The sequence below is a fragment of the Photorhabdus akhurstii genome, from assembly GCF_019090985.1.
Taxonomy (GTDB): Bacteria; Pseudomonadota; Gammaproteobacteria; order Enterobacterales; family Enterobacteriaceae; genus Photorhabdus; species Photorhabdus akhurstii.
The window spans coordinates 3,147,389-3,170,560 of sequence record NZ_CP020335.1; the positions used below are offsets into that span (position 1 = coordinate 3,147,389).

Below are 23,172 nucleotides of genomic sequence, written 5' to 3' on the forward strand. Positions count from 1 at the left end.
TTGTTAAATAAATAATTTAATTATGTTCATTTTTCATCATCAAACACTACATTCACCTGTTCTTTTCCTCGATGCTGTTCACGAATTTCTTGAGCAACCAACGCAATCGCTTCCCCACTGCTCATTCCTTCAACCATCAATTGCTGAATTTTTTCCACTGCTAGTTGCTGTTCCTGATGGGATAAAGCTGGCATATCCGAAAACATGATAATAACCTCTATAAAGTGATCTATGCCGAGGAGTATAGCGATTTTTAACTCAAGTAAGGAATGGATTTCTATGCTAATCTGTAAGGATTAAAATCAAAACTAACTTTTACGTTACAACTGCTAAACCAACATCATAATGAGTATTTCACTACAAAAACGGCAATTACCTTATCAACCAGACGCTGCCATCAACTATTTCGCGCCGATTTCAAACCAGCCTTGGGCAATGCTGCTCCATTCTGGTTCTGCCAACCACCCCCATAACCGGTTTGATATTATGGTTGCAGAACCACGGATAACACTGCTCAGTCATAATAAATCGACTGAAATAAACGAAGATGGTGATATCTATATTACTGAGGAAGATCCCTTTCACCTGCTAAAAAAACAACTAAAGAAATTAAATATTACAGCAAAACTTGATGCTGATTTGCCATTTCAGGGTGGCGTACTCGGTTTATGGGGATATGACCTAGGGCGTTATATTGAAGAATTACCGTCACAAGCCAAAAATGAGCTGTCATTTCCAGATATGGCAATAGGTATTTATGACTGGGCACTGATTGTTGATCATCATAAAAAAGAGGTGATTTTATTCAGTTACAGTAATGTTGACACGCGTCTGAACTGGCTTACATCTCGCCAAGTTTCACCAAAAGCAGCTTTTACGTTGACCAGTGAATGGCAGTCAAATATGAGTGCCAAACAATATAACGAGAAAATTAACTGCATTCATCACTACCTGTTAAATGGCGATTGTTATCAAGTTAATCTGGCACAACGATTTTGCGCCGATTACCAAGGAGATGAATGGCAAGCATTCATAAAACTTAATGAGAGCAACCGCGCACCTTTTTCAGCCTTTATTCGTTTACCGGAAAACAGCGTTATCAGTGTCTCTCCCGAACGTTTTTTACTCTTGGAAAATAAACAAATTCAAACTCGCCCGATCAAGGGAACATTACCGCGCTTAGGTGATGCAGAAAAGGACGCCCTGCAAGCTGAAAAATTAGCAGCTTCAAAAAAAGACCAAGCTGAAAATTTGATGATCGTCGATTTATTGCGGAATGATATTGGCCGGGTAGCCACACCTGGGTCAGTTAAAGTTCCTGAATTATTTGTGGTTGAACAATTCCCTGCCGTTCATCATCTGGTTAGCACAATCACCGCAACACTGCCAAATGAACAACATGCCACGGATCTATTACGTGCCTGTTTTCCCGGAGGTTCTATTACCGGAGCGCCTAAAATCAGAGCGATGGAGATAATAGAAGAACTTGAACCTCACCGCCGACATGGATATTGTGGCTCAATTGGTTATATTAGTTTCTGTGGCACAATGGATAGCAATATCACCATTCGTACCCTCTTAACTGAGAAAGAAAAAATATATTGTTGGGCTGGCGGCGGGATCGTTGCCGACAGCATTGCCGAAAAAGAGTATCAAGAAACATTTGATAAGTTGAATTGTATTTTGCCACAACTAGGGAAAATAAAAGTCATATGATATCGCTGTCTGATTTCGTCAACAGATTTCAGTTACAACTTCCACCACCGCCTAAACGACTTCTAGATAACAACCGCCATGCCGCGGTGTTATTACCCATCATCTGCAAACCGAAACCAACACTATTATTAACCCGGCGCTCCGCCACTTTACGATCACATGCCGGTCAAGTCGCCTTTCCAGGAGGGGTTGCTGATCCTAAAGATAAATCAATAATCGCGACAGCGCTACGAGAAGCGGAAGAGGAAGTTAACATACCTCATCAGAAAGTTCAGGTTCTGGGACAACTCGCCCCTTTAAATAGCACCAGTGGCTATCTGGTGACACCTATTGTCGGATTATTGCCCCCTGGATTATCCCTTCACAGCAACCCGGAAGAGGTTGCCAAAATATTCGAAGTTCCTCTATCAGAAGCGCTTTCACTTTCGAGTTATCATTATCTTGATATTAACCGCCGCGGTCAGCAGCATCGTATCTATTTTTACTGGTACCAGGGACACCTCATCTGGGGGCTGACAGCAACGATAATTCATCAATTAGCTCAACAAGTTCAAGTTTGATCTAAATTATTTAAGGATAATTAATTTGTGCTTTTTTTGCCCATTTTTATTACTATTGCTATCATAATTCAAAAAAAACTGTAAACTCCCTTATCAACACTACTAAATCACAGTAAAGTAGCGTACCCCAATATATATAACTATATCTCTATCTTTTTTAAGGAGTCTGGCGTGATTAGCGTTTTCGACATGTTTAAGGTCGGTATTGGTCCATCTAGCTCTCATACGGTTGGCCCGATGAAAGCCGGCAAACAGTTCGTCGACGATCTGGTAAACCAGGGATTAATGCCTTCTATCACGCGTGTAGCCGTCGATGTTTACGGCTCACTCTCATTAACTGGCAAGGGTCACCATACGGATATCGCCATTATCATGGGTCTGGCAGGCAATTTACCCGCCACCGTTGATATTGATTCGATCCCCGGTTTTATTCGTGATGTAGAGCAAACACAGCGTATTAAGTTAGCCAACGGTTTACATGAAGTCGATTTCCCACGTGATAGCGGCATGGTTTTCCGTAGTGATAACCTGTCATTACATGAAAACGGCATGCAAATTCACGCATTCGCGGGGGACAAAAAGTTTATAGCAAAACCTACTACTCAATTGGTGGTGGTTTTATTGTTGATGAAGAACACTTTGGTAAACCTTCCCAGGATACCAAACCCGTTTCCTATCCATTCAATTCAGCAAAAGAATTACTGATGAATTGTAATAAAACCGGGTTATCTATTTCCGGTTTAATGATGAAAAATGAGCTGGATCTCCACAGCAAAGAAGAAATTAATGCCTATTTTACCGATGTCTGGGATACCATGCAGGCTTGTATTGAACGTGGTTTGAACACAGAAGGGGTTTTACCTGGCCCACTGCGTGTACCACGCCGGGCAGCGGCACTACATCGCATGCTGACCTCATCAAACAATCTGTCCAATGATCCAATGAATGTTGTGGATTTAGTGAACATGTTCGCTCTGGCAGTCAATGAAGAAAATGCTGCGGGTGGACGTGTTGTTACCGCACCAACCAATGGCGCTTGTGGCATTGTTCCTGCTGTACTCGCTTATTACAACCATTGCATTGAACCTGTAACGCCAGAACTCTATATCCGCTATTTCCTCGCTTCCGGCGCTATTGGCATTCTCTATAAAATGAATGCATCAATATCTGGAGCTGAAGTGGGTTGCCAGGGGGAAGTAGGTGTTGCCTGCTCGATGGCAGCAGCCGGCCTTGCTGAGCTGCTTGGCGGCAGCGCTGAACAGGTCTGTATTGCGGCTGAAATCGGTATGGAACATAACCTCGGCCTTACCTGTGACCCGGTGGCAGGCCAAGTACAAGTACCTTGTATCGAACGAAATGCCATTGCTTCAGTAAAAGCAATCAATGCTGCACGCATGGCTTTGCGCCGTACCAGTGAACCACGTGTTTCTCTCGATAAAGTTATTGAAACCATGTACGAAACAGGTAAAGACATGAACGCTAAATATCGTGAAACATCCCGCGGTGGTCTGGCAATTAAAGTTCAGTGTGATTAATCAAATAAATAACCTGTTTTTAATCAATAAATACTTCTGTAATGAAAATATCCCTACCTTATGGTTGGGATATTTTTTAGCCAAAACTTAAAATGATCATCTTTTGATCTAAAAAGATGAATATGTTTTCGATTTTAAATTAATAAGATGTTACCGAGAACAGAATAAACATCTAACAATAAACAAATTATAGATAATTATAAATTAATTTTACAATTTTTAGCTTATTAAATTGTTTTGTGGTTAACATTTTTATCTATTTCATTTTTTCTGACTGACAGCAATTTTCCTTCGGTATTTCTAATGTTAATCTAACAGCCGATTTTTTCAGTCAATAAGAGATAAAGTCTAAATCAAGTCAAATATTTAGGTATCATATTGATAAAAGGTCATTATTCATACAAATAAGATTTTTATTGGAGGAATGATTCATCAAAATTATTGCAGTAACTTTGTAATAATCCTGCGTTTATATTGTTAACAGAGGGGAAAACAAGTGAGTATAGCCATTATGATTGGCACGCACGGGGCTGCGGCTGAGCAACTGCTTCGTACCGCAGAGATGTTAATTGGAGAGCAAGAAAATGTTTCCTACATTGACTTCGTTCCTGGTGAAAATGCCGATACTTTATTTGAAAAATACAACAGTAAACTCGAAACGCTTAATACAGAGCAAGGTGTACTGTTTCTTGTCGATACATGGGGAGGAAGTCCATTCAATGCGGCTAGCCGTATCGCCGTAGATAAAAAGAATTACGAAATCATCACCGGTGTTAACGTTCCAATGCTGGTTGAAACCTTTATGTGTCGAGATGATGACCCATCTCTGGCAGAACTGGTTTCTGTTGCTCTGGAAACAGGGAAAGAAGGCATCCGGGCCCTGAAAACAGAAGAACCTCAAAAAACTGAACCAGCAAAGCCTGTAGCATCCGTTGCGGCGCCTTCATTTGCGCCATCAACCGGTGGTCATATGAAAATCGCACTGGCCCGAATTGATGACCGCCTCATTCATGGTCAGGTCGCTACTCGTTGGACAAAAGAAACCAATGTCAAACGGATCATTGTCGTCAGCGATGAAGTTGCTGCTGATACTGTCCGTACCACCTTACTAAAACAAGTTGCTCCACCGGGGCTCAGTGCTCACGTTGTTGATGTTGCAAAATGTGTTCGCGTTTATAACAACCCGAAATATGCCAATGAACGTGTCATGTTGCTGTTTACAAACCCAACAGATGTTTTGCGTTTAGTCGAGGATGGTGTCGATATCACATCTGTCAACATCGGAGGAATGGCTTTCCGTCAGGGGAAAACACAAGTTAACAACGCAATATCCGTTGATGAAACCGATATTGAAGCCTTCAAAAAACTAGATGAACGAGGTATTGAGCTTGAAGCCCGTAAGGTTGCCAGTGACAGCCGTCTACAAATGATGGATCTACTCCAGAAGGTTAAAAACGAAAACCAGATCAGAGCAATTTAACTATTACTCAATGACAAAAATTTCTCAATGATAAAAATTTCTCACCAAATTTAATTTGGTTACAGGAGACAAACAATGGAAATTACCGTTGTTCAAATTACATTGATATTCATCGTAGCTTGTATAGTGGGAATGGATTCCATTCTTGATGAATTTCAATTCCATCGCCCACTCGTGGCCTGCACCTTAATCGGGATCATTCTTGGTGATATGACAACTGGTATCATTATCGGTGGTACGCTAGAGATGATCGCCCTTGGCTGGATGAATATCGGTGCTGCAATTGCCCCGGATGCGGCCTTAGCATCAATCATCTCAACGATTCTGGTCATCGCCGGTGGTCGTGATATCGGTGAAGGTATCGCCTTGGCCATTCCACTAGCAGCAGCAGGACAAGTTCTGACTATCATTGTACGTACCATCACAGTCGCCTTCCAGCATGCGGCTGACAATGCAGCAGAACGTGGCAGCCTGCGTGCGATTAGCTTTATCCATCTATCCGCATTACTACTCCAGGCTATGCGTATCGCCATCCCTGCTTTGATCGTTGCACTATCGGTTGGCACCAACGAAGTCCAGCAGTTACTTGCCTCTATTCCAAAAGTGGTAACAGATGGCTTGAACATCGCAGGAGGGATGATCGTCGTTGTAGGTTATGCAATGGTTATCAACATGATGCGTGCCGGCTACCTAATGCCTTTCTTCTACCTCGGCTTCGTCACAGCGGCATTCACTGAATTTAACCTGGTTGCATTGGGCATTATTGGTATTGTTATGGCCGTGCTGTACATTCAGCTAAGCCCTAAATATAACAAATCTCAGGTAGTTGCTGCCCCCGGACACACCAATAACGATCTTGATAACGAATTAGATTAAAAGGATGAGCAACATGTTAGATACAACAAAAACGGCTGCTCAGACAGCAGACCAGAAAAAACTGACGCCCAGTGATATCCGCGGTGTATTTCTCCGTTCTAATGTGTTTCAAGGTTCATGGAACTTTGAACGTATGCAGGCCCTAGGCTTCTGCTTCTCTATGGTGCCAGCTCTTCGTCGTTTGTATCCAGAAAATACCGATGAACGTAAACAGGCACTCAAACGCCATCTTGAATTCTTTAACACCCACCCCTACGTCGTTGCGCCTGTACTGGGTGTCACTATGGCAATGGAAGAACAGCGTGCTAACGGTGCAACCATCGATGATGGTGCAATCAACGGTATCAAAGTTGGTCTGATGGGACCATTGGCCGGTGTTGGCGACCCTATTTTCTGGGGAACAGCCCGCCCAGTATTTGCTGCTTTGGGTGCTGGCCTCGCAATGAGCGGTAGCTGGCTTGGGCCTGTCTTGTTCTTCTTCTTATTCAACCTTGTACGCCTGTTGGTTCTCTATTCAGGTATCTCTTATGGTTATAAGAAAGGAATCAATATCGTTCAGGATATGGGTGGTGGCTTCCTGCAAAAAATGACGGAAGGAGCGTCAATCCTTGGCCTATTTGTCATGGGGGCATTAGTCAATAAATGGACGAAAGTCAATATCCCGTTGGTTGTATCAGAAATTCCTAACCAACAGACGGGTGAAACGACAATAACCACAGTTCAGAATATCCTCGATCAGTTGATGCCGGGCCTGGTACCCCTTTTGCTGACATTTGCCTGTATGTGGCTATTACGGCATAAAGTCAATGCCCTGTGGATCATTATTGGCTTCTTTATTCTAGGGATTATTGGCGCCAGATTTGGTTTCCTTGGTCTCTAGTAAATATCATTCGGGGAGGAGCTCCTCCCCATCTTTTCTTTTTTATAACAATATAGGGATAAGGAATGAGCCTTAATGATATAGTATTAGCTGGTTTAATCGTACTAATGCTAGCTTTTGCTGTTTATGATGAATTCGTGGTTAATTTGCTGAAAGGGAAAACCTACTTACAAATACAGCTAAAAAGAAAACACAAAATTGATGCACTCATCTTTATTATCCTTATTCTTATTGTTGTTTATAACAATATTACCACCTATGGTAGCCGTTTAACCACATATTTATTGTTGTTTACTACCCTGGTGACTATTTATATTTCCTATATACGTTCGCCTAAATTATTGTTTAAGAATAACGGTTTCTTCTATGCAAACACCTTTATTTCCTATAACCGGATAAAAACCATGAATTTATCTGAAGATGGCATCCTGGTTATTGGTTTAGAAAACAAGAAATTATATATATCAGTAAGCCAAATTGATGATTTAGAAAGAATTTACAAATTCCTCATCGAAAATAGATAGATAAGAAATAATAATATATAAAGAAATAAATAATAAACAGTCAGCTATACGCTGGCTTTTATTTTTCCCATAAAATAGATAATGATAATTATTATCAATATCATTGATTAACCCTAAAAATAATATTATTTTCCCTTTTTGAATTATTGTGCTATCTTTTAAATTGTCATGGGGAGTAGCCTGTTTCGGAGAAACGATTTAGTTAATTTCTCTGAAAAGCCCGTATCAACACGCTCGTTACAAAATAAACGTGGTGCGGGTAGCCTTATTGCTATCTTAACAGGCATTATTGTTGCTAAAAATAGCAAATGAAATAGTCTAATGAGATAGCTATTAACTCGGTTGGCAAGACCATTGCATATAGCACCATCATTGGTTGGGGGTGGGTTATATGTATATGGAAACACCCAACCGAGGCTATATTAATGAATATGTACGCAACCATCATCCTAGCTTTAGCACTTTCAATGGATGCCTTTGCTGCTTCAATTTGTAAAGGGGCCGCACTACATAGACCGCATTTTCGTGAAGCAATCCGTACAGGTTTAATATTTGGTTTGGCAGAAGCCTGTACCCCATTGATTGGCTGGTCTCTAGGGCTTTATGCCAGCCAATATATTATGGAGTGGGATCACTGGGTTGCTTTCACTCTGTTATTCATTCTGGGTTGTAGAATGATTACAGAGAGTTTCAAAGCAAAGCAGGAAAAAAAGTGTGAATCACCCTGCCGCCATAATTCAATTGTGTTGATAACAACAGCCATTGCCACCAGTCTGGATGCAATGGCAATTGGTATTGGGCTAGCGTTCCTTGAAGTCAATATCGTGCATACTGCGATGGCTATCGGAATGATGACAATGATTATGGCAACATTGGGCATGTTAATTGGCCGTTATATTGGCCCACGGTTAGGCAAACGTGCTGAACTTATTGGTGGGCTAATTCTGATTGCAATTGGCTTCAATATCTTGTTTGAACATCTCGAATTATTTATGTACGCCAAATAGCGCCGCCAGCCCAAAATATTTATGCCCGTAAGTCCATAGGGTATATCTGTTAAACGCTATATTTTGGGCTGAAATCTTGATCAATTAAGGCGTTGATAGACCCGCAATATAAAATCAGTTTCACATTCAAACAGAGTTCTATCTGCCAATCCTTTTTTCACATCTTCCGTTGCTCGCCAGGCAAATGGTGTCATCTGTAATAAATGATACGCTTGCAGGCCATCTAATTTCATTGGGTAAGATAACAATTCCTCGGTTATCAATTCAAATCCTTCCAACGGTTCTGCCTTCAATGGATGAAGATGAATATTTTGATAAATCAACTCCTTGAGCTGATAAAGATGGCGAGGACCAGGAGTAACTGTCAAAACAACTCCCTGTGGCTTAACCACCCTTGCCAACTCTTCCGCTTTGCAAGGCGCGTAAATCCTTAATACCCCGGCAAGCGATTTATCGGCAAATGGCAAACGATGGCTCGACGCAACACAAAAGTTAACAGCCGGATAACGCTTAGCGCCATAACGAACTGCGATCTTGGCAACATCTAACCCATAGATTTTAAGATTACACTTCTTACTTAGTAGTGCTTCAACCGCAGCAGTGTAATAACCTTCACCACATCCTATATCCAGCAAACTCTCTGCATTTTCTGGCAAATACTTTTCCAGTAATTCCGAAACCCGTTGTTGTAATGGTTGATAATGCCCTGAATCCAAAAATGCTCTTCTTGATTGCATCATATCCGGGCTATCGCCCGGCTCCTTGGATTTTTTATGCTGAACGGGCATCAAATTAACATACCCTTCTTTAGCACAATCAAACTGATGATTATTCTCACAGCGCCATTGCTGTCGAGCGAGCAATAAAGATTGATGACATAAAGGACATTGATAAGACATAAGATTCCAAAAATATAAGCAAAAACCAGCCAGCACTATAGCATATTCTGATACTTTTCGTCGTGAATCATACCAATTAATAATTCTATATAAACGACTAATCATTATCTTGAATGAAATTATATTCCATTATTTTCAGTCCTTTTTTTGAAACGGCTCGCAATATTTCTATGGCATAAATCTATTTATCAGGTATGATTCTTCAATCAAAACTTAAGAAAGCATCATTGCTAATAAATTATTTAACTAATAGAAACAACTAATAATGCGGATAATATAATGAATATTTTCATACAATATTTTAATAAATTAAGATCAATTTCACCGAAATTCGATATTATGCCCAATACAAACTATTTGGATTTTATCCCACAGAAAAGTGACGTTGATACTTTAGCGGATGATCTGGATAAAGTCCGTGCGGACTTTGCCGCTGTACTAAAGCAATTCAATGACGAAATTATACCCTATGGATTTCAAGATGCATCGCGACGGCAAGGGAGTGAATCCCCGGGAGCATAGCAAACTATGTGACCGGGGTGAGCGAGTGCAGCCAACAAAGAGGCAACTTGAAAGATGACGGGTATATATTATCTACAGGGAAAGAGACAATATATGAGCCAAAGAGCCACCGGAAAACATCCGAAAATAGTTAAACAATCTAATCAAGGTGATATCAATCCATTATATTATCAATTGCTTGATTCAGAGATATTAACACTTTATGAACAACACTCCAAAGGAGCTGCTGACCGATTTCTAACTCTGATCGAACAACAACAGAAGCACAGACACGAGATAGAAAGAGTTGCCTTAGAGCAAATGGTAAGAAAAAGTATAAGAGGACACAGTTATGGATTATTACTCACTTTTACCTCTCTGTTTGTCGCTTTAATCTTGGGCTTAAATGGGCATAATTGGTTAGCAGGGATTATCGGATGCGGTACTGTAACAACGATTCTAGTTATTTATGTTTTAAATAGAAATCCACAACCATTTGTAAAATGAATCAATATAGGTCAGGGAAAAATGTATTCTTTTATATTGTCATAAAATTTTACTCTACCTAATAATTAGGCTTAGTAAAAGAAAATCACCATCAGTAAATTATTAATGATTATATATCATTATCACCCTATTATTTCATCATTTATGAAAATTTTATTTCATAAGAAATTAATATAATGTTTTTATATTAAATTTTTATCATTAATTTCATCGTCTTCATTAATAGAATAGTTACAAATATCATATAAATTGATGATTGAAATGTCTTAATATACCCTATGGATTTCAAGATGCATCGCGACGGCAAAGGAGTGAATCTCCGGGAACATTGCGAACTATGTGACCGGGGTGAGCGAGCGCAGTCAACAAAGAAGCAACTTGAAAGATGACGGGTATAAATTCTTTTATTGCCATGTTTCACTTATAAAAAACCTGTCGGAGCAGATTGGTTAAAAATAAAAAAACACAGTTAAGCGGCTAGATATGAAAAAACCCCGCTTGGGACGAGGTTTGATACCTTACGAATAATTAATTTACATAGACAACGCTTTTAAAACATGAATCGGATCTTTTTCTATTGCTTTCAGCAATGCTTTTGCTGGCCCGGTTGGTTCACGTCTTCCTTGCTCCCAATTGCGTAAAGTCCCAACATTAACGGAAATCAATTTAGCAAAACCAGTTTGACTTAATCCTGTCGCTTGGCGAATATTTTTTACTTTTATCGCCTCAACATTAATTTCACGAGAGGGCGCACGTTCACCATTAATAATCTCATTCATCTGAGTCATACTTTCAGTCAGCCTGGCAAATAATTTACTATCCATCTCTACCACCACTCATTTAAGTCTCTCAGGATTTTCTTCTCTGATTCACTCAGATCGTCTTTTGTACCTTTTTATAAATCAACAACAATCGGATATGTGAAACGTCCACTTTGTAGTAATAAATAATACGTACACCACCACGCTTTCCCTTACCACAAGAGACCCACCTGACTTTACGCAACCCGCCAGTACGCTGGATAATATCTCCAGCCGTGGGATTATCTGCAAGATATTGCTGAAACTCACGATATTCATCGTCACTTAATAACTCTTTACAGTCCTCAGTAAAAATATCAGTTTCAATAAATATCAGTTTCAATAAATATCATATTTAAGTGCGTCATAAGTGTATGTGAAGCCATCATATACCCCATCACACAGTAAGTCAATGACGCATAGATGTCTCTAAAAAACAATGCTGATATGGTTTAATTTGGTGAGCGTTGGAAATAAAAAGGCCCTAAAGTCAGGACCTTGAATTAACGAAATGTGACGATTTGGCATGATATGGGGAGGCTTTAAATCATTCCCACTCAATAGTCGCAGGTGGTTTACCGCTGACATCATAGACAACTCTTGATATCCCATTGACTTCATTGATGATCCGGTTAGAAACCCGGCCCAGAAAATCGTATGGTAAATGCGCCCAATGTGCGGTCATAAAATCAATCGTTTCTACTGCCCGTAACGAAACAACCCAGTCATATTTACGACCATCCCCCATGACACCCACGGAGCGAACCGGCAAGAATACAGTAAACGCCTGACTGACTTTGTTGTACAAATCAGCTTTGTGCAGCTCTTCGATGAAAATAGCATCAGCCAGACGTAGCAGATCGCAGTACTCTTTCTTCACTTCACCCAATACACGAACACCCAAACCTGGGCCAGGGAATGGATGACGGTTCAACATGTCATAAGGCAATCCCAATTCCAAACCAATCTTGCGCACTTCATCTTTAAACAGCTCTTTCAGCGGTTCCACCAGACCCAATTTCATCTCTTCCGGCAAACCACCTACGTTATGATGAGATTTGATAACGTGTGCTTTGCCTGTCGCAGATGCCGCTGATTCGATGACGTCTGGGTAAATAGTGCCTTGTGCCAGCCATTTAACCTGAGTCTGTTTACTTGCCTCTTCATCAAAGACTTCAATAAATACACGACCTATCGTTTTACGTTTCTCTTCCGGATCATTGATGCCAGCCAGTGCAGCAAGGAAGCGATCTTCTGCTGGGACATGAATGATATTCAACCCAAATTTGCCGGCAAACATTTCCATTACCTGATCAGCTTCATTCAGACGCAGTAAGCCGTTATCAACAAATACACAGGTCAGGCGATCACCAATTGCACGATGCAGTAACAATGCGGTGACAGAGGAATCAACACCACCGGACAGCCCCAGAATAACGTGATCTTCACCAACCTGTTCACGCAGGCGTACAACGGTATCTTCGATAATAGAAGCAGGTGTCCACAACGCTTCACATTGGCATATATCCAGTACAAAACGTTCCAATATACGCTGCCCCTGATGGGTATGGGTGACTTCCGGGTGGAATTGCACGCCATAAAAACGTTTTTCTTCATTCGCTATAATGGCAAATGGACAGGTATCAGTGCTGGCGATAGTGATAAAGTCCTCAGGAATTGCCGTAACTTTATCACCGTGACTCATCCATACATCCAATAATGGTTTACCTTGCTCATTTGATGAATCTTGAATTCCACGGAATAATGCGCTTTCCGCTTTAATCTCAACCTGAGCATAACCAAATTCACGTTCAGTAGAATCTTCTACCTTACCACCGAATTGTACTGACATCGTTTGCATGCCATAGCAAACGCCGAGAACAGGAATACCAGCGTTAAAAACATATTCAGGAGCCCGTGGACTTCCTTGTGCTGTAGTACTTTCCGGACCACCGGAAAGAATAATACCGCTTGGGTTGAATTCGCGGATTTGCTCTTCAGTGACATCCCATGCCCAAAGTTCACAATAAACCCCGATTTCACGGATACGGCGAGCAACCAATTGAGTGTATTGCGAACCAAAATCAAGGATAAGAATGCGGTGCTGATGGATATTAGTTGTCATGTGCGGTGAATTCCAAAAAAACAAGTAACAAATAAAGATAAGCAGCCCTTATACGGGCCACAATAAATATGGATTACAAACCTAGCCGGTAGTTTGGAGACTCTTTGATAATGGTGACATCGTGAACGTGGCTTTCCTGAATGCCAGCACCACTAATGCGAACAAATTCTGCTTTGGTTCTCAATTCATCAATAGTTGCACAGCCGGTCAGTCCCATACAGGAGCGCAAGCCTCCCATTTGCTGATGGACAATGTTTTTCAGCAAGCCTTTGTAGGCAACACGACCTTCAATACCTTCCGGTACCAGTTTGTCTGCGGCATTATCAGTTTGGAAATATCGATCAGAAGAGCCTTTGGACATCGCCCCTAATGATCCCATGCCACGGTAAGATTTAAATGAACGTCCTTGGTACAGCTCAATTTCTCCTGGTGATTCTTCTGTCCCTGCCAACATAGAACCCACCATAACGCACGACGCTCCCGCTGCGATAGCTTTGGCAATATCGCCAGAGAAACGAATGCCGCCATCAGCAATAACTGGAATACCAGTGCCTTCCAACGCTTCAACAGCATCAGAGATAGCGGTAATTTGCGGCACTCCTACACCGGTAACAATACGGGTAGTACAGATAGAACCGGGACCAATACCGACTTTAACCGCATTGACGCCTGCCGCTACCAGCGCTTTTGCACCTTCCCCAGTCGCCACGTTACCACCAATAATTTGTAGATTTGGGTACTTAGCACGAGTTTCACGGATACGTTGCAGTACCCCTTCTGAATGACCATGCGAGGAATCAATAAGCAGAACATCAACACCAGCGGCAACCAATGCATCAATACGCGCTTCATTGCCAGCACCAGCACCAACCGCGGCACCAACACGTAAACGACCACGTTCATCCTTACAGGCGTTAGGTTTACGTTCTGCTTTCTGAAAATCTTTAACTGTGATCATGCCGAGCAGATGAAAGTTTTCATCAACTACCAACGCTTTCTCAACACGTTTTTCATGCATTTTCTGCAACACAATTTCACGGGCTTCAGCTTCTTTTACTGTCACCAGACGCTCTTTAGGCGTCATTACCGCAGTAACAGGCTGATCCAAATCGGTAACGAAACGGACATCACGGCCAGTAATAATACCAACCAACTCATTTCCTCCAGTGACAACCGGATAACCCGCAAAACCATTACGTTCTGTCAATTCTTTAACTTCACGCAGCGTTGTTTCAGGTGCCACAGTGACTGGATCTGTCACAACACCACTCTCATGTTTTTTGACTCGGCTAACTTCTTCTGCCTGACGCTCAATAGACATATTTTTATGGATGAAACCCATGCCACCTTCTTGAGCCAATGCGATAGCCAAACCGGATTCAGTGACAGTATCCATAGCGGCAGACAACATTGGAACTTTTAGACAAATGGTGGAGGTCAGTTGAGTAGACAGGTCAGCAGTATTAGGTAGAACAGTAGAGTGAGCAGGAACTAACAGAACATCATCAAAGGTTAAAGCTTCTTTTTTAATTCGTAACATAAGCAATATCTCACCAAGCTGCTGAAAATTTAAGGGATAAAATATTGCCGCGGCATTATACAGAACGTAATCGGTTGCCTCCAGCATTTTATTAAAAAATTTCTTGCTTACTTCATGATGCAGGTTAGTATCAGCACATTAAGTTATTGTTTTGAAATTTGATCTTTCTCACATGTCACTACTTTTTAATACTGGAATTTTTTCTGTCAGCCGTCTCAATCAGACGGTTCGGCAACTGCTTGAAATGGAAATGGGCAGAATTTGGCTAAGCGCTGAAATATCCAATTTTTCTCAGCCCTCCTCCGGGCACTGGTATTTCACGCTAAAAGATGAACGTGCCCAAGTGCGAGCGGCGATGTTTCGCAATAGCAATCAACGGGTAACATTCAGGCCGCAAAATGGTCAACAGGTTTTGGTTCGGGCGGCAATTACGCTTTATGAACCAAGAGGGGACTATCAGCTTATTGTTGAAAGTATGCAACCCGCCGGTGATGGTCTGTTACAGCAACAGTTTGAACTATTGAAACAAAAACTCAGTACAGAAGGGTTATTTGACCAAAGCCATAAAAAACCATTGCCATCCCCGGCTCAACAGCTTGGTGTAATTACTTCAACCAGTGGCGCAGCCCTGCATGATATTTTGAATATTTTAAAGCGCCGTGATCCATCACTGCCCATCATCATTTATCCGACAGCGGTTCAGGGAACAGAAGCACCGTTACAGATTATCCGAGCTATTGAATTAGCCAATGAACGGCAGGAATGTGATGTACTGATTGTCGGACGCGGAGGCGGCTCTTTAGAAGACTTATGGAGTTTCAACGACGAACACGTCGCCAGAGCCATTTTTCACAGTGATATTCCGATAGTCAGTGCGGTCGGTCATGAAACAGATGTTACCATTGCTGACTTTGTAGCAGATTTACGCGCCCCGACACCATCAGCGGCGGCTGAGTTAGTCAGCCGTAATCAGCTCGAATTATTACGCCATATTCAATCGCAACAACAACGGCTGGAAATGGCAATGGACTACTTCTTTGCCCAGAAACAGCGTGTTTTCAGTCTGGTCTCTCATCATTTACAGCAGCAACATCCTCGTTTACGACTAGCGCGTCAACAAAATTTACTAGTCAGTTTACGCCAGCGGCTCACTGACAGCTTGCAACGACATTTGAGACAAAGTGATCTGACTTATAAGAAATTACAGCAACAGCTCTGGTACGCTGAACCTAGTCCGCAGATCCACCAATATAGCCAACAGATTCAACAACAAGATTTTCGGTTAAGGCAAGCGATTGAAAGGCAAATTAGTCGTTCCAGAGAAAAATTTGCCATTTCTTGTTCACGGATGGAAGCGGTTAGCCCTTTGGCAACCCTGGCCCGCGGTTATAGCATTAATCAAACATCGGATGGAAAATTACTGAAACAAACCAAACAGGTACATGTTGGTGATGTCCTGAATACCCGTTTACAAGATGGCTGGATTGAAAGTGAGGTGTTGAAAATCAAGAAAGAACGGAAAAAACGATCTGCAAATCTGAAATAGTGGCTTTCCTTTGCCACTTATTTTTCCTATGTCAGAAACGGATTTCTGCACCGGCAATATAGGTCCGGCCCCGAGCGGTTTGATTAGCAGAAGTGGATTCATTCATTAATGCAGCCGTATTATTCATACGATTAAGCGCTTCAGAATAGTTTCTGTTTGTCAAATTCTGTACCAAGAATTTAAGTAGCACATTTTTATTTATTTTATAATCACTGTAAAAATCGACCACGGTTGGAATTTTTTTCTCCTTTTCCATCACCGTTCGCCCATCACTATCCTGATTATAGGGATCTGAATCTAGCTTATAGGAATTACCGGTATATTTAACTATCGCTCCAATACGAAGTTTTTCGCCTAATAAGCGAACCCCTGTATCCAAAGTCATAAAACTTTCAGGTAATTGTGATGCAGGATCTGCCCCAAAAATCGATGTAGAAATAGAAGTCGGTTGGCTTGTTTTTTGTCGACTATAAGCCAACTTGCTATAAAATACACCGACATCATAATCAGCAGAGACTTCATAACCGCGCATTCTTACCGGAGTTATGCTATTGCTATAAATATGTATACCAAAATTTGCGTCAACATGCTTCCAATCTTCTTCTGATAATTTCGAAGATTGGCATACCCTACCATCTTTACACAGAGCATATAAATCACTACTGATGTAATTCTTTATCTTAGTATGATACCAGGCTGCTTTCAGACGGAAAGTATCTCCTTTTACAATCATGTCTGGACGGTAACTATTAAAGCCGATTTGATAAGTATCTGCTTTTTCTCCTTTCAGGAATGGATTAATTGATGCGCCACCTTCATTGCCATAGAAGATTTCCTGTACGTTCGGCGCTCTCATTGAATGAGTATAACTCACAAAAGGCTGGAATTCAGGAATGATTTCCGCTGATAGCAGAACGCTTGGATTAAATCCACGCTCTTTCAAATTCAATTCGGCTTTACCTTGAGGGAAACAGTTAACTCGTGGCTCACAGGCTGGTTTATGGCCCTTTACACTGTAATCAATATAATTAAGATTAATATTAGCTTGGTAAATATCACGAGTAATTTTCAATCCGCTATAAATACTGGCAATATCTTGTTTACCACTTGGTGCGAAACTATTATTTTCTTTTGCTTCACTATCTTTCTTTTTATATTCCTTCTTTTTTTCCTCCTCTTCTATATCAGAGTAAATACTATCAGTCGTCTTACTATATTCAGTTTTCATCAACTTACCACCGAATATCAGATCAAAATCTGTATCTCCGTAATTAAAACGGCTGATGTTACTGAGATTAATAGTGTTTGACTTATTTTTAGTTTTACTTTTTATTAACGCATTAAGTGCAGTATTATATATTTGATCACTTCCACTAGTGCTAACCAACAATTTCATATCAATCAATTCACTGAACGGCTTATAGTTGTATTTCAGATAAAAATCCTCGCTATCAATATGACGATGGGTAAATTTATTGTGATACAAGCGACCATTTAATTCCATATCATGAAATTCATTTGGCTTAATATTTAATTTCATTAATTGCGAATTTGGTTTCTGTTTAAAATATTTATTAGTACCAAATTCATCACTTGATATTCCATCCCCATTTTTATAATTTGCATCAATTGAATGTCCACTGGCGGCCAACATAGCGCCAATTGATCCTTCAGAACTAAAAGCCTGAGTTTTACTGGCGACGGCTATCATGCCATTATGACCAATTCCATTATCGCCATAGAGCATTTTTGTACGTATTCCCAGTGTATTACCACTGAATATCACATCATCAACACCAATTGTACGGAAATTAGCACTACCTGCTAATGCGTTGACACTATCAGATCCATCAGATTGTCCCCGGCTAATATCCACACCGACAATAAAGTTAGGATCAATTAATGAACCAAACTGACTCTGAAGGCTATTACCGTGGGTTATGCTGGTGGGTGATGTACCATAAAAACTCTGGCTAACACCATCAACCATCATATTTACTCGACCAAATCCACTTAATCCACGAATATTCACACTCACCGTTCCCTGCCCCGGATCTATTTGGGTATAGGTCCCTGGCATACTACGTAATATGCTATCCATTGATTGAAGTTTTGTATCTTCACCTTTAGAACTGTAAGAGCCGGGCCTTTCCATTGCCCTCACTTCCGCATCATCCTGCGAACCAGAAATCTTAAGGCTACTGAACTTCATTACCTTATCTGATTTCCTCTCTTGCTTTTCCTCACCATAAGCAAACCCTTGCAGCCCAATTAAAACCACGCCAGCCCCTGCTATCTTTGTCATTATTTTCATTTCAATTATCCTAAATGCATACAAATCAATATTTGCTCACATACCAGTATTCAGAAAACAAAAATATTCAGCACTGATAAATTATTATCAGTGCTTCAAATAACAAATTTATATTATTTATAATTTATTTCAGTTATCTTTTAATTGCGGAAAATACTTTTTAGCGTCATCCAGCATCAAAATAAAACTGTAATCCATTGCAGTATCTTTTAATCGATTAAATCGGCCTGATTTACCACCATGCCCGGCGCTCATATTGGTTTCTAATAATAAAATAGAGTTACCTTCCTTCATATCCCGTAATTTTGCCACCCATTTAGTCGGCTCCCAATATTGCACTTGGGAATCATAAAATCCACTCGTCACCAATAAATTTGGATAACGTTGGTGTTTTATATTGTCATACGGACTATATGATTTAATCCGGGAATAATCCTCTTTATTTTCAGGATTACCCCACTCCTCATATTCTCCTACTGTCAGAGGAATAGAAGGATCAAGCATGGTTGTCACGGCATCAACAAAGGGAACTTGAGCAACCACGCCGCGATATAATTCCGGTGCCTGATTAATCACAGCGCCCATCAGCAAACCACCAGCACTCCCTCCCATCGCATAAACACGTTTACTGTCACCATATTTCTGAGCAATCAGTGCCTTAGTCACATCGATAAAGTCATTAAAACTATTCATTTTATTTTCGACCTTACCCTGTAGATACCATTTCTTACCCAGTTCTCCGCCACCACGTACATGTACTAATGCGTAAACAAAGCCCCGATCTAATAAACTCAATCGCGGTGAGCTAAATGAAGGGTCCATGCTGATACCATAAGCCCCATAACCATATATTAATATCGGGTTTTGGCCTTTTTTAAACAGTGATTTTCGATAAACCAGAGAGACAGGAACTTCAACGCCATCACGAGCCTTCACCCAAATACGCTGGCTCTCATAATGATGTTTATCGAAACCTTTTACTTCTTGCTGCTTAAGTAATTCCCGCTCACCTGTTTTCATATTCCATTGGAATGTTGAGCTTGGTGTCGTCATGGATGAATAACCATAACGGACAAAATCAGTATCGGGTTCAGGGTTGTAATCAATCCATGCCATATAACTTGGATCATCGAACTTAATCTGTTTTTCTTGCTGTGTCTGCCAATTAATCTGACGAATTGTCGGTAATCCTTTTGTTCGTTCCTGTACGACTAACCAGTCATTAAACAGATCGAAATCTTCAAGATCACTATCCTGCTGCGGAGCAATGACTATTTTCCACGGCGTATTGATGGCGTCCGTCTGATAAAGCCCATAGGTTTCATTTTCATGATTTGAACGGATGTAGAAATGATCGCGGAAATGGTCAATATAATACTCTCGGCCTTCCTTACGAGGAGAAAAGAGTTGCAGTTCCGCTTGTGGTTTGTTTGCATCAATCAGCAAATATTCAGAAGTCGAATTACTGGTTATCGACAACATAATATAATCACGGGAAGTGCTTTTAGATATGCCTAAATAAAAACGCTCATCTTCTTCCTGATATATCTTCTGATCTTCGCTGGTATTAGTACCATATTGATGACGAAATACCTGATATGGCAACAATGTTTGTGAATGCTTGCGCACATAAAACAACGTATTGTTATCATTCGCCCAAACAATATTACCAGAAGTATTGTTTATTACATCGTTATTCCACTGTTTGTCAGCAATATCTTTAAAAGAGATCTGATAATTACGGCGCCCCTGCGTATCTTCAGCAATCGCAATACGTTTATTATCTGGAGTAATCGCAAAATTACTCAATTGATAATATTCATGCCCTTTGGCTCTCTCATTACCATCGACCAGCACCTGCCAATCTGATGAGCCATCAGCAGGTTTACGCTGATAAATCGGGAAATCTTTGCCAGTTTCATAAGTTGTCCGATAAATATACCCATTATAAGTATAGGGTACTGATTGATCATCCTGTTTCATCCTGCCAACCATTTCTTCGTATAACGTATCCCGCAACTGTTCACCGGGTTTTAACACCTGTTCGGTATATTTATTTTCGGCGGTCAGATAATCAATAACTTTTTGATCCTTACGAGTATCATCCCGCATCCAGTAATAATCATCTATACGAGTATCATCGTGAATAGTTATATGGTGTGGTTGCTTCATCGCCTTTGGTGGCATAATTTCTTCCTCTGCGGCGGCAGAATTCAACCAGCCGCTCAATAAAAATATCAATAACAGCCCTTTAGTTTTCAGGGCAAATCGCGCTTGCTGCCTTAACATATATGCTGTCCTTAAATCGTTCAAAAGTATTAATTAACTAAACTAAAATCAATCGGAAGTTCTATCGTAATTTCATTACCGTTTAAAACGGTATTGGGGGGAGCTGGCAACGGCTGCGCCCTTGCCAGAACTTGCTTCGCTTCCCTGTCTAAAGAATGGGTTCCGGAACGACGAACTAAGTCACTGTGAGTAACATAGCCCTGTTTATCAATCGTGAATCTGACTGTAGGCCGACCGGTGCGGTTTCTTCTCTGTGCATCCTCTGGATAACGTTTATATCGATTTAAATGCCCGATAACTTCCGCTCGCCATAGCGCATCCGCATCAGCAACCGCCTTTGAATCACTGTCATAAGCAGCGGCAACCCGCGAAGTCAGATTAGTGGAAGTGGCAGTACTGCTTACCATAGCAGCACTACTTTGAGATTTTTCACTCTCTTGTTCTTCTACCTGCTGGTGCTTCACCAGTGGTGTCTTTTTAATCTCTTCATGGCGCTTTTTCTGCTTTTTAGGTTTATGCACCAGAATCTGCGCCTGTTCATCTTTCATAAGCTCAGGCGTTTTAATCTCATTAACCTCACTTTCCTGCTGTCGGCTGGCAACAGAAAGTTGCTGTTCAAGACCAATAGGTTGTTTTTGTACCTGATGCGTCGCTTCTGTCAACAATGAAAGCTCCATCATCACCGCCGGCGGTGGCATCAGTTCATCAACGGCAATTTCTTCTGGCTGGTAGATAATCCAGCCAGCCAAAATGAGATGAGCAGCAATAGCAGAAACGAGCCCTTTTTTAAAATGACCCGTTTGAAAGGCCGGGTGTGTCAGCGTCAACATGGATGATAGCGCATAATTTTAATTATCATTTAGTAATGATAATTAATTTCATATGCTAATGAAAATTATTTTTACATGTATCGTTAACTTGAGCACATCCTTGTGCCAAAGCCCTTTATATAAGGGAAAAGACCACTATACCCTATGGATTTCAAGATGTATCGCGACGGCAAAGGAGTGAATCCCCGGGAGCATAGCTAACTATGTGACCGGGGTGAGCGAGTGCAGCCAACAAAGAGACAACTGGAAAGATAACGGGGATATTTGTTTAAAATATCTATGGTTTCTTTACTGGTGTATACCAGACATAATCAGCATATTGGTCATCCAGTACATTGCTTTTCTCAGCGATGATCAACACAACAAGATCCTCTTGGGGCGATAGCTCTTTAACATGCAGAGGAACACCCATTACTTTCGTTGCATGGTATCCACCCGCAATCAATGTGGCGGGAACCGGCGCTTTAAGTAACTGTTCCGCCATTCTGCGATCCCGCATTTGCTGAATAGTTGTCATGGCAGATAACTGTTGTTCCGTTATTTCACCACCGTGGACATCTTCAATCACCGCTTTAATCTGCGCTTTAACATTTTCAGCAACAGAAATATTCCCCTGGAGGAGCGGAGGGTTACTGTAAGCCGCTTTAATTTCACTGCGATCCAAGTTTGCAGACAGCAACGGATAAGGCTGAGATATCAGCTCCATGACCAATCCGCCATACAACTCCCACGGCCACCCCTCTCGCCATGTAAGAAGCTCTTTTATACGGCTTTCACGTACAATAGGCTTAGTTTGCAACCAACTCTTAACTTTATTCACTTTTTGCTGCTGATCAGGGTTAATCATCTCTAACAGAACCGAACCCTGCTCTCTTTTGAGCGGAAGTTGCTGAACCAGCCAAAGCTCTATCTGATGATGATATGGATTATCATGTTTTTCACCCACCACTATCCGCTGATGTGGCGCCAATCGATTGAGCAATTCATTAGGGGTCAGGGCGTGACCTGTTTTAAGATCGATAATAGCCCCTTGCTGAGTTAGTTCCGGTGAAAGCGTTTGGAGAGTTGGTTTTTGTTGTACAGATACACATCCAGATAAGATCAGTAAACCACAGATAATCAGAAAAGATTTTACAGTCGTGAGAAATTTTATCATGTCCATTATCCATATTAATGTTTTGCGCATCATATAGATGATAAGAATCGTTTACAACAAACAGCCCCTGCTCGTACAGGAAACAGG

The 23,172-nt window shown here is 41.1% G+C and carries 19 protein-coding genes and 2 pseudogenes; 11 read left to right on the plus strand and 10 right to left on the minus strand.

Annotation, left to right across the window (positions count from 1 at the left end):
- Positions 1–26: 26 nt before the first annotated feature.
- Positions 27–206, minus strand: coding sequence for a YoaH family protein (locus tag B0X70_RS13585; RefSeq protein ID WP_040153331.1), 180 nt, complete (start codon positions 204–206; stop codon positions 27–29).
- Between the two features lie 139 nt (positions 207–345).
- Between B0X70_RS13585 and pabB the strand changes: the two genes are divergently transcribed.
- The 8 genes and pseudogenes from pabB to mntP all read left to right on the plus strand — a co-directional run bounded on the left by pabB (position 346) and on the right by mntP (position 8,578).
- A complete protein-coding gene (pabB, locus tag B0X70_RS13590; RefSeq protein ID WP_217469573.1) occupies positions 346–1,716 on the plus strand; it encodes an aminodeoxychorismate synthase component 1 in 1,371 nt (456 codons plus the stop codon).
- Complete coding sequence (locus B0X70_RS13595) at positions 1,713–2,276, plus strand: CoA pyrophosphatase (protein ID WP_046397539.1); 564 nt, start codon at positions 1,713–1,715, stop codon at positions 2,274–2,276. The genes pabB and B0X70_RS13595 overlap by 4 nt, the downstream gene beginning before the upstream one ends.
- Positions 2,277–2,447: 171 nt before the next feature.
- Positions 2,448–3,811 (plus strand): annotated as a pseudogene (locus tag B0X70_RS13600) (L-serine ammonia-lyase).
- A 496-nt stretch (positions 3,812–4,307) separates the two neighbouring features.
- Complete coding sequence (gene manX / locus B0X70_RS13605; protein ID WP_046397537.1) at positions 4,308–5,291, plus strand: PTS mannose transporter subunit IIAB; 984 nt, start codon at positions 4,308–4,310, stop codon at positions 5,289–5,291.
- A gap of 75 nt (positions 5,292–5,366) precedes the next feature.
- On the plus strand, positions 5,367–6,167 hold the full coding sequence (locus tag B0X70_RS13610; protein WP_036781969.1) for a PTS mannose/fructose/sorbose transporter subunit IIC: 801 nt from the start codon (positions 5,367–5,369) through the stop codon (positions 6,165–6,167).
- A gap of 13 nt (positions 6,168–6,180) precedes the next feature.
- Complete coding sequence (locus B0X70_RS13615; RefSeq protein WP_046397536.1) at positions 6,181–7,047, plus strand: PTS mannose transporter subunit IID; 867 nt, start codon at positions 6,181–6,183, stop codon at positions 7,045–7,047.
- Positions 7,048–7,112: 65 nt separating this feature from the next.
- Entirely contained in the window at positions 7,113–7,571 is a 459-nt protein-coding gene (locus tag B0X70_RS13620; RefSeq protein WP_036781965.1) for a DUF986 family protein, read from the plus strand.
- A gap of 425 nt (positions 7,572–7,996) precedes the next feature.
- On the plus strand, positions 7,997–8,578 hold the full coding sequence (gene mntP, locus B0X70_RS13625; protein WP_146111044.1) for a manganese efflux pump MntP: 582 nt from the start codon (positions 7,997–7,999) through the stop codon (positions 8,576–8,578).
- 80 nt (positions 8,579–8,658) lie between these two features.
- On the opposite strand, the gene rlmA is transcribed toward mntP, so the two are convergent.
- Entirely contained in the window at positions 8,659–9,477 is an 819-nt protein-coding gene (gene rlmA, locus B0X70_RS13630) for a 23S rRNA (guanine(745)-N(1))-methyltransferase (protein ID WP_217469574.1), read from the minus strand.
- A 279-nt stretch (positions 9,478–9,756) separates the two neighbouring features.
- Between rlmA and B0X70_RS13635 the strand changes: the two genes are divergently transcribed.
- Positions 9,757–9,999 carry a hypothetical protein gene (locus B0X70_RS13635; RefSeq protein ID WP_228901878.1) on the plus strand — a complete coding sequence of 81 codons (243 nt, stop codon included), beginning with the start codon at positions 9,757–9,759 and terminating at the stop codon, positions 9,997–9,999.
- A 93-nt stretch (positions 10,000–10,092) separates the two neighbouring features.
- Entirely contained in the window at positions 10,093–10,485 is a 393-nt protein-coding gene (locus tag B0X70_RS13640) for a DUF2335 domain-containing protein (protein WP_217469575.1), read from the plus strand.
- Positions 10,486–11,018: 533 nt separating this feature from the next.
- On the opposite strand, the gene B0X70_RS13645 is transcribed toward B0X70_RS13640, so the two are convergent.
- The 4 genes and pseudogenes from B0X70_RS13645 to guaB all read right to left on the minus strand — a co-directional run bounded on the left by B0X70_RS13645 (position 11,019) and on the right by guaB (position 14,950).
- On the minus strand, positions 11,019–11,309 hold the full coding sequence (locus tag B0X70_RS13645; protein WP_036805204.1) for a type II toxin-antitoxin system RelB family anti-toxin transcriptional regulator: 291 nt from the start codon (positions 11,307–11,309) through the stop codon (positions 11,019–11,021).
- 2 nt (positions 11,310–11,311) lie between these two features.
- A pseudogene (locus B0X70_RS13650) lies at positions 11,312–11,622 on the minus strand (type II toxin-antitoxin system RelE/ParE family toxin).
- A gap of 210 nt (positions 11,623–11,832) precedes the next feature.
- Positions 11,833–13,410, minus strand: a complete 1,578-nt coding sequence (guaA, locus tag B0X70_RS13655; protein ID WP_217469576.1) for a glutamine-hydrolyzing GMP synthase — start codon at positions 13,408–13,410, stop codon at positions 11,833–11,835.
- A gap of 73 nt (positions 13,411–13,483) precedes the next feature.
- Positions 13,484–14,950, minus strand: coding sequence for an IMP dehydrogenase (guaB, locus tag B0X70_RS13660; RefSeq protein ID WP_046396951.1), 1,467 nt, complete (start codon positions 14,948–14,950; stop codon positions 13,484–13,486).
- A 172-nt stretch (positions 14,951–15,122) separates the two neighbouring features.
- On the opposite strand from guaB, the gene xseA reads away from it, so the two are divergent.
- The gene (xseA, locus tag B0X70_RS13665; protein WP_217469577.1) at positions 15,123–16,496 is read left to right on the plus strand and encodes an exodeoxyribonuclease VII large subunit; all 1,374 of its coding nucleotides are present in this window, start codon (positions 15,123–15,125) and stop codon (positions 16,494–16,496) included.
- Positions 16,497–16,527: 31 nt separating this feature from the next.
- Here xseA and B0X70_RS13670 read toward each other — a convergent pair whose 3' ends face one another.
- From B0X70_RS13670 to B0X70_RS13685, 4 genes are all read right to left on the minus strand, one after another.
- A complete protein-coding gene (locus B0X70_RS13670; RefSeq protein WP_217469578.1) occupies positions 16,528–18,810 on the minus strand; it encodes a TonB-dependent receptor domain-containing protein in 2,283 nt (760 codons plus the stop codon).
- A 129-nt stretch (positions 18,811–18,939) separates the two neighbouring features.
- Entirely contained in the window at positions 18,940–20,997 is a 2,058-nt protein-coding gene (locus B0X70_RS13675) for a S9 family peptidase (protein WP_110086456.1), read from the minus strand.
- Between the two features lie 131 nt (positions 20,998–21,128).
- Positions 21,129–21,929 carry an energy transducer TonB gene (locus B0X70_RS13680; RefSeq protein ID WP_217469579.1) on the minus strand — a complete coding sequence of 267 codons (801 nt, stop codon included), beginning with the start codon at positions 21,927–21,929 and terminating at the stop codon, positions 21,129–21,131.
- A 277-nt stretch (positions 21,930–22,206) separates the two neighbouring features.
- Positions 22,207–23,085 carry a ChaN family lipoprotein gene (locus B0X70_RS13685; protein WP_391529379.1) on the minus strand — a complete coding sequence of 293 codons (879 nt, stop codon included), beginning with the start codon at positions 23,083–23,085 and terminating at the stop codon, positions 22,207–22,209.
- Positions 23,086–23,172: the final 87 nt, after the last annotated feature.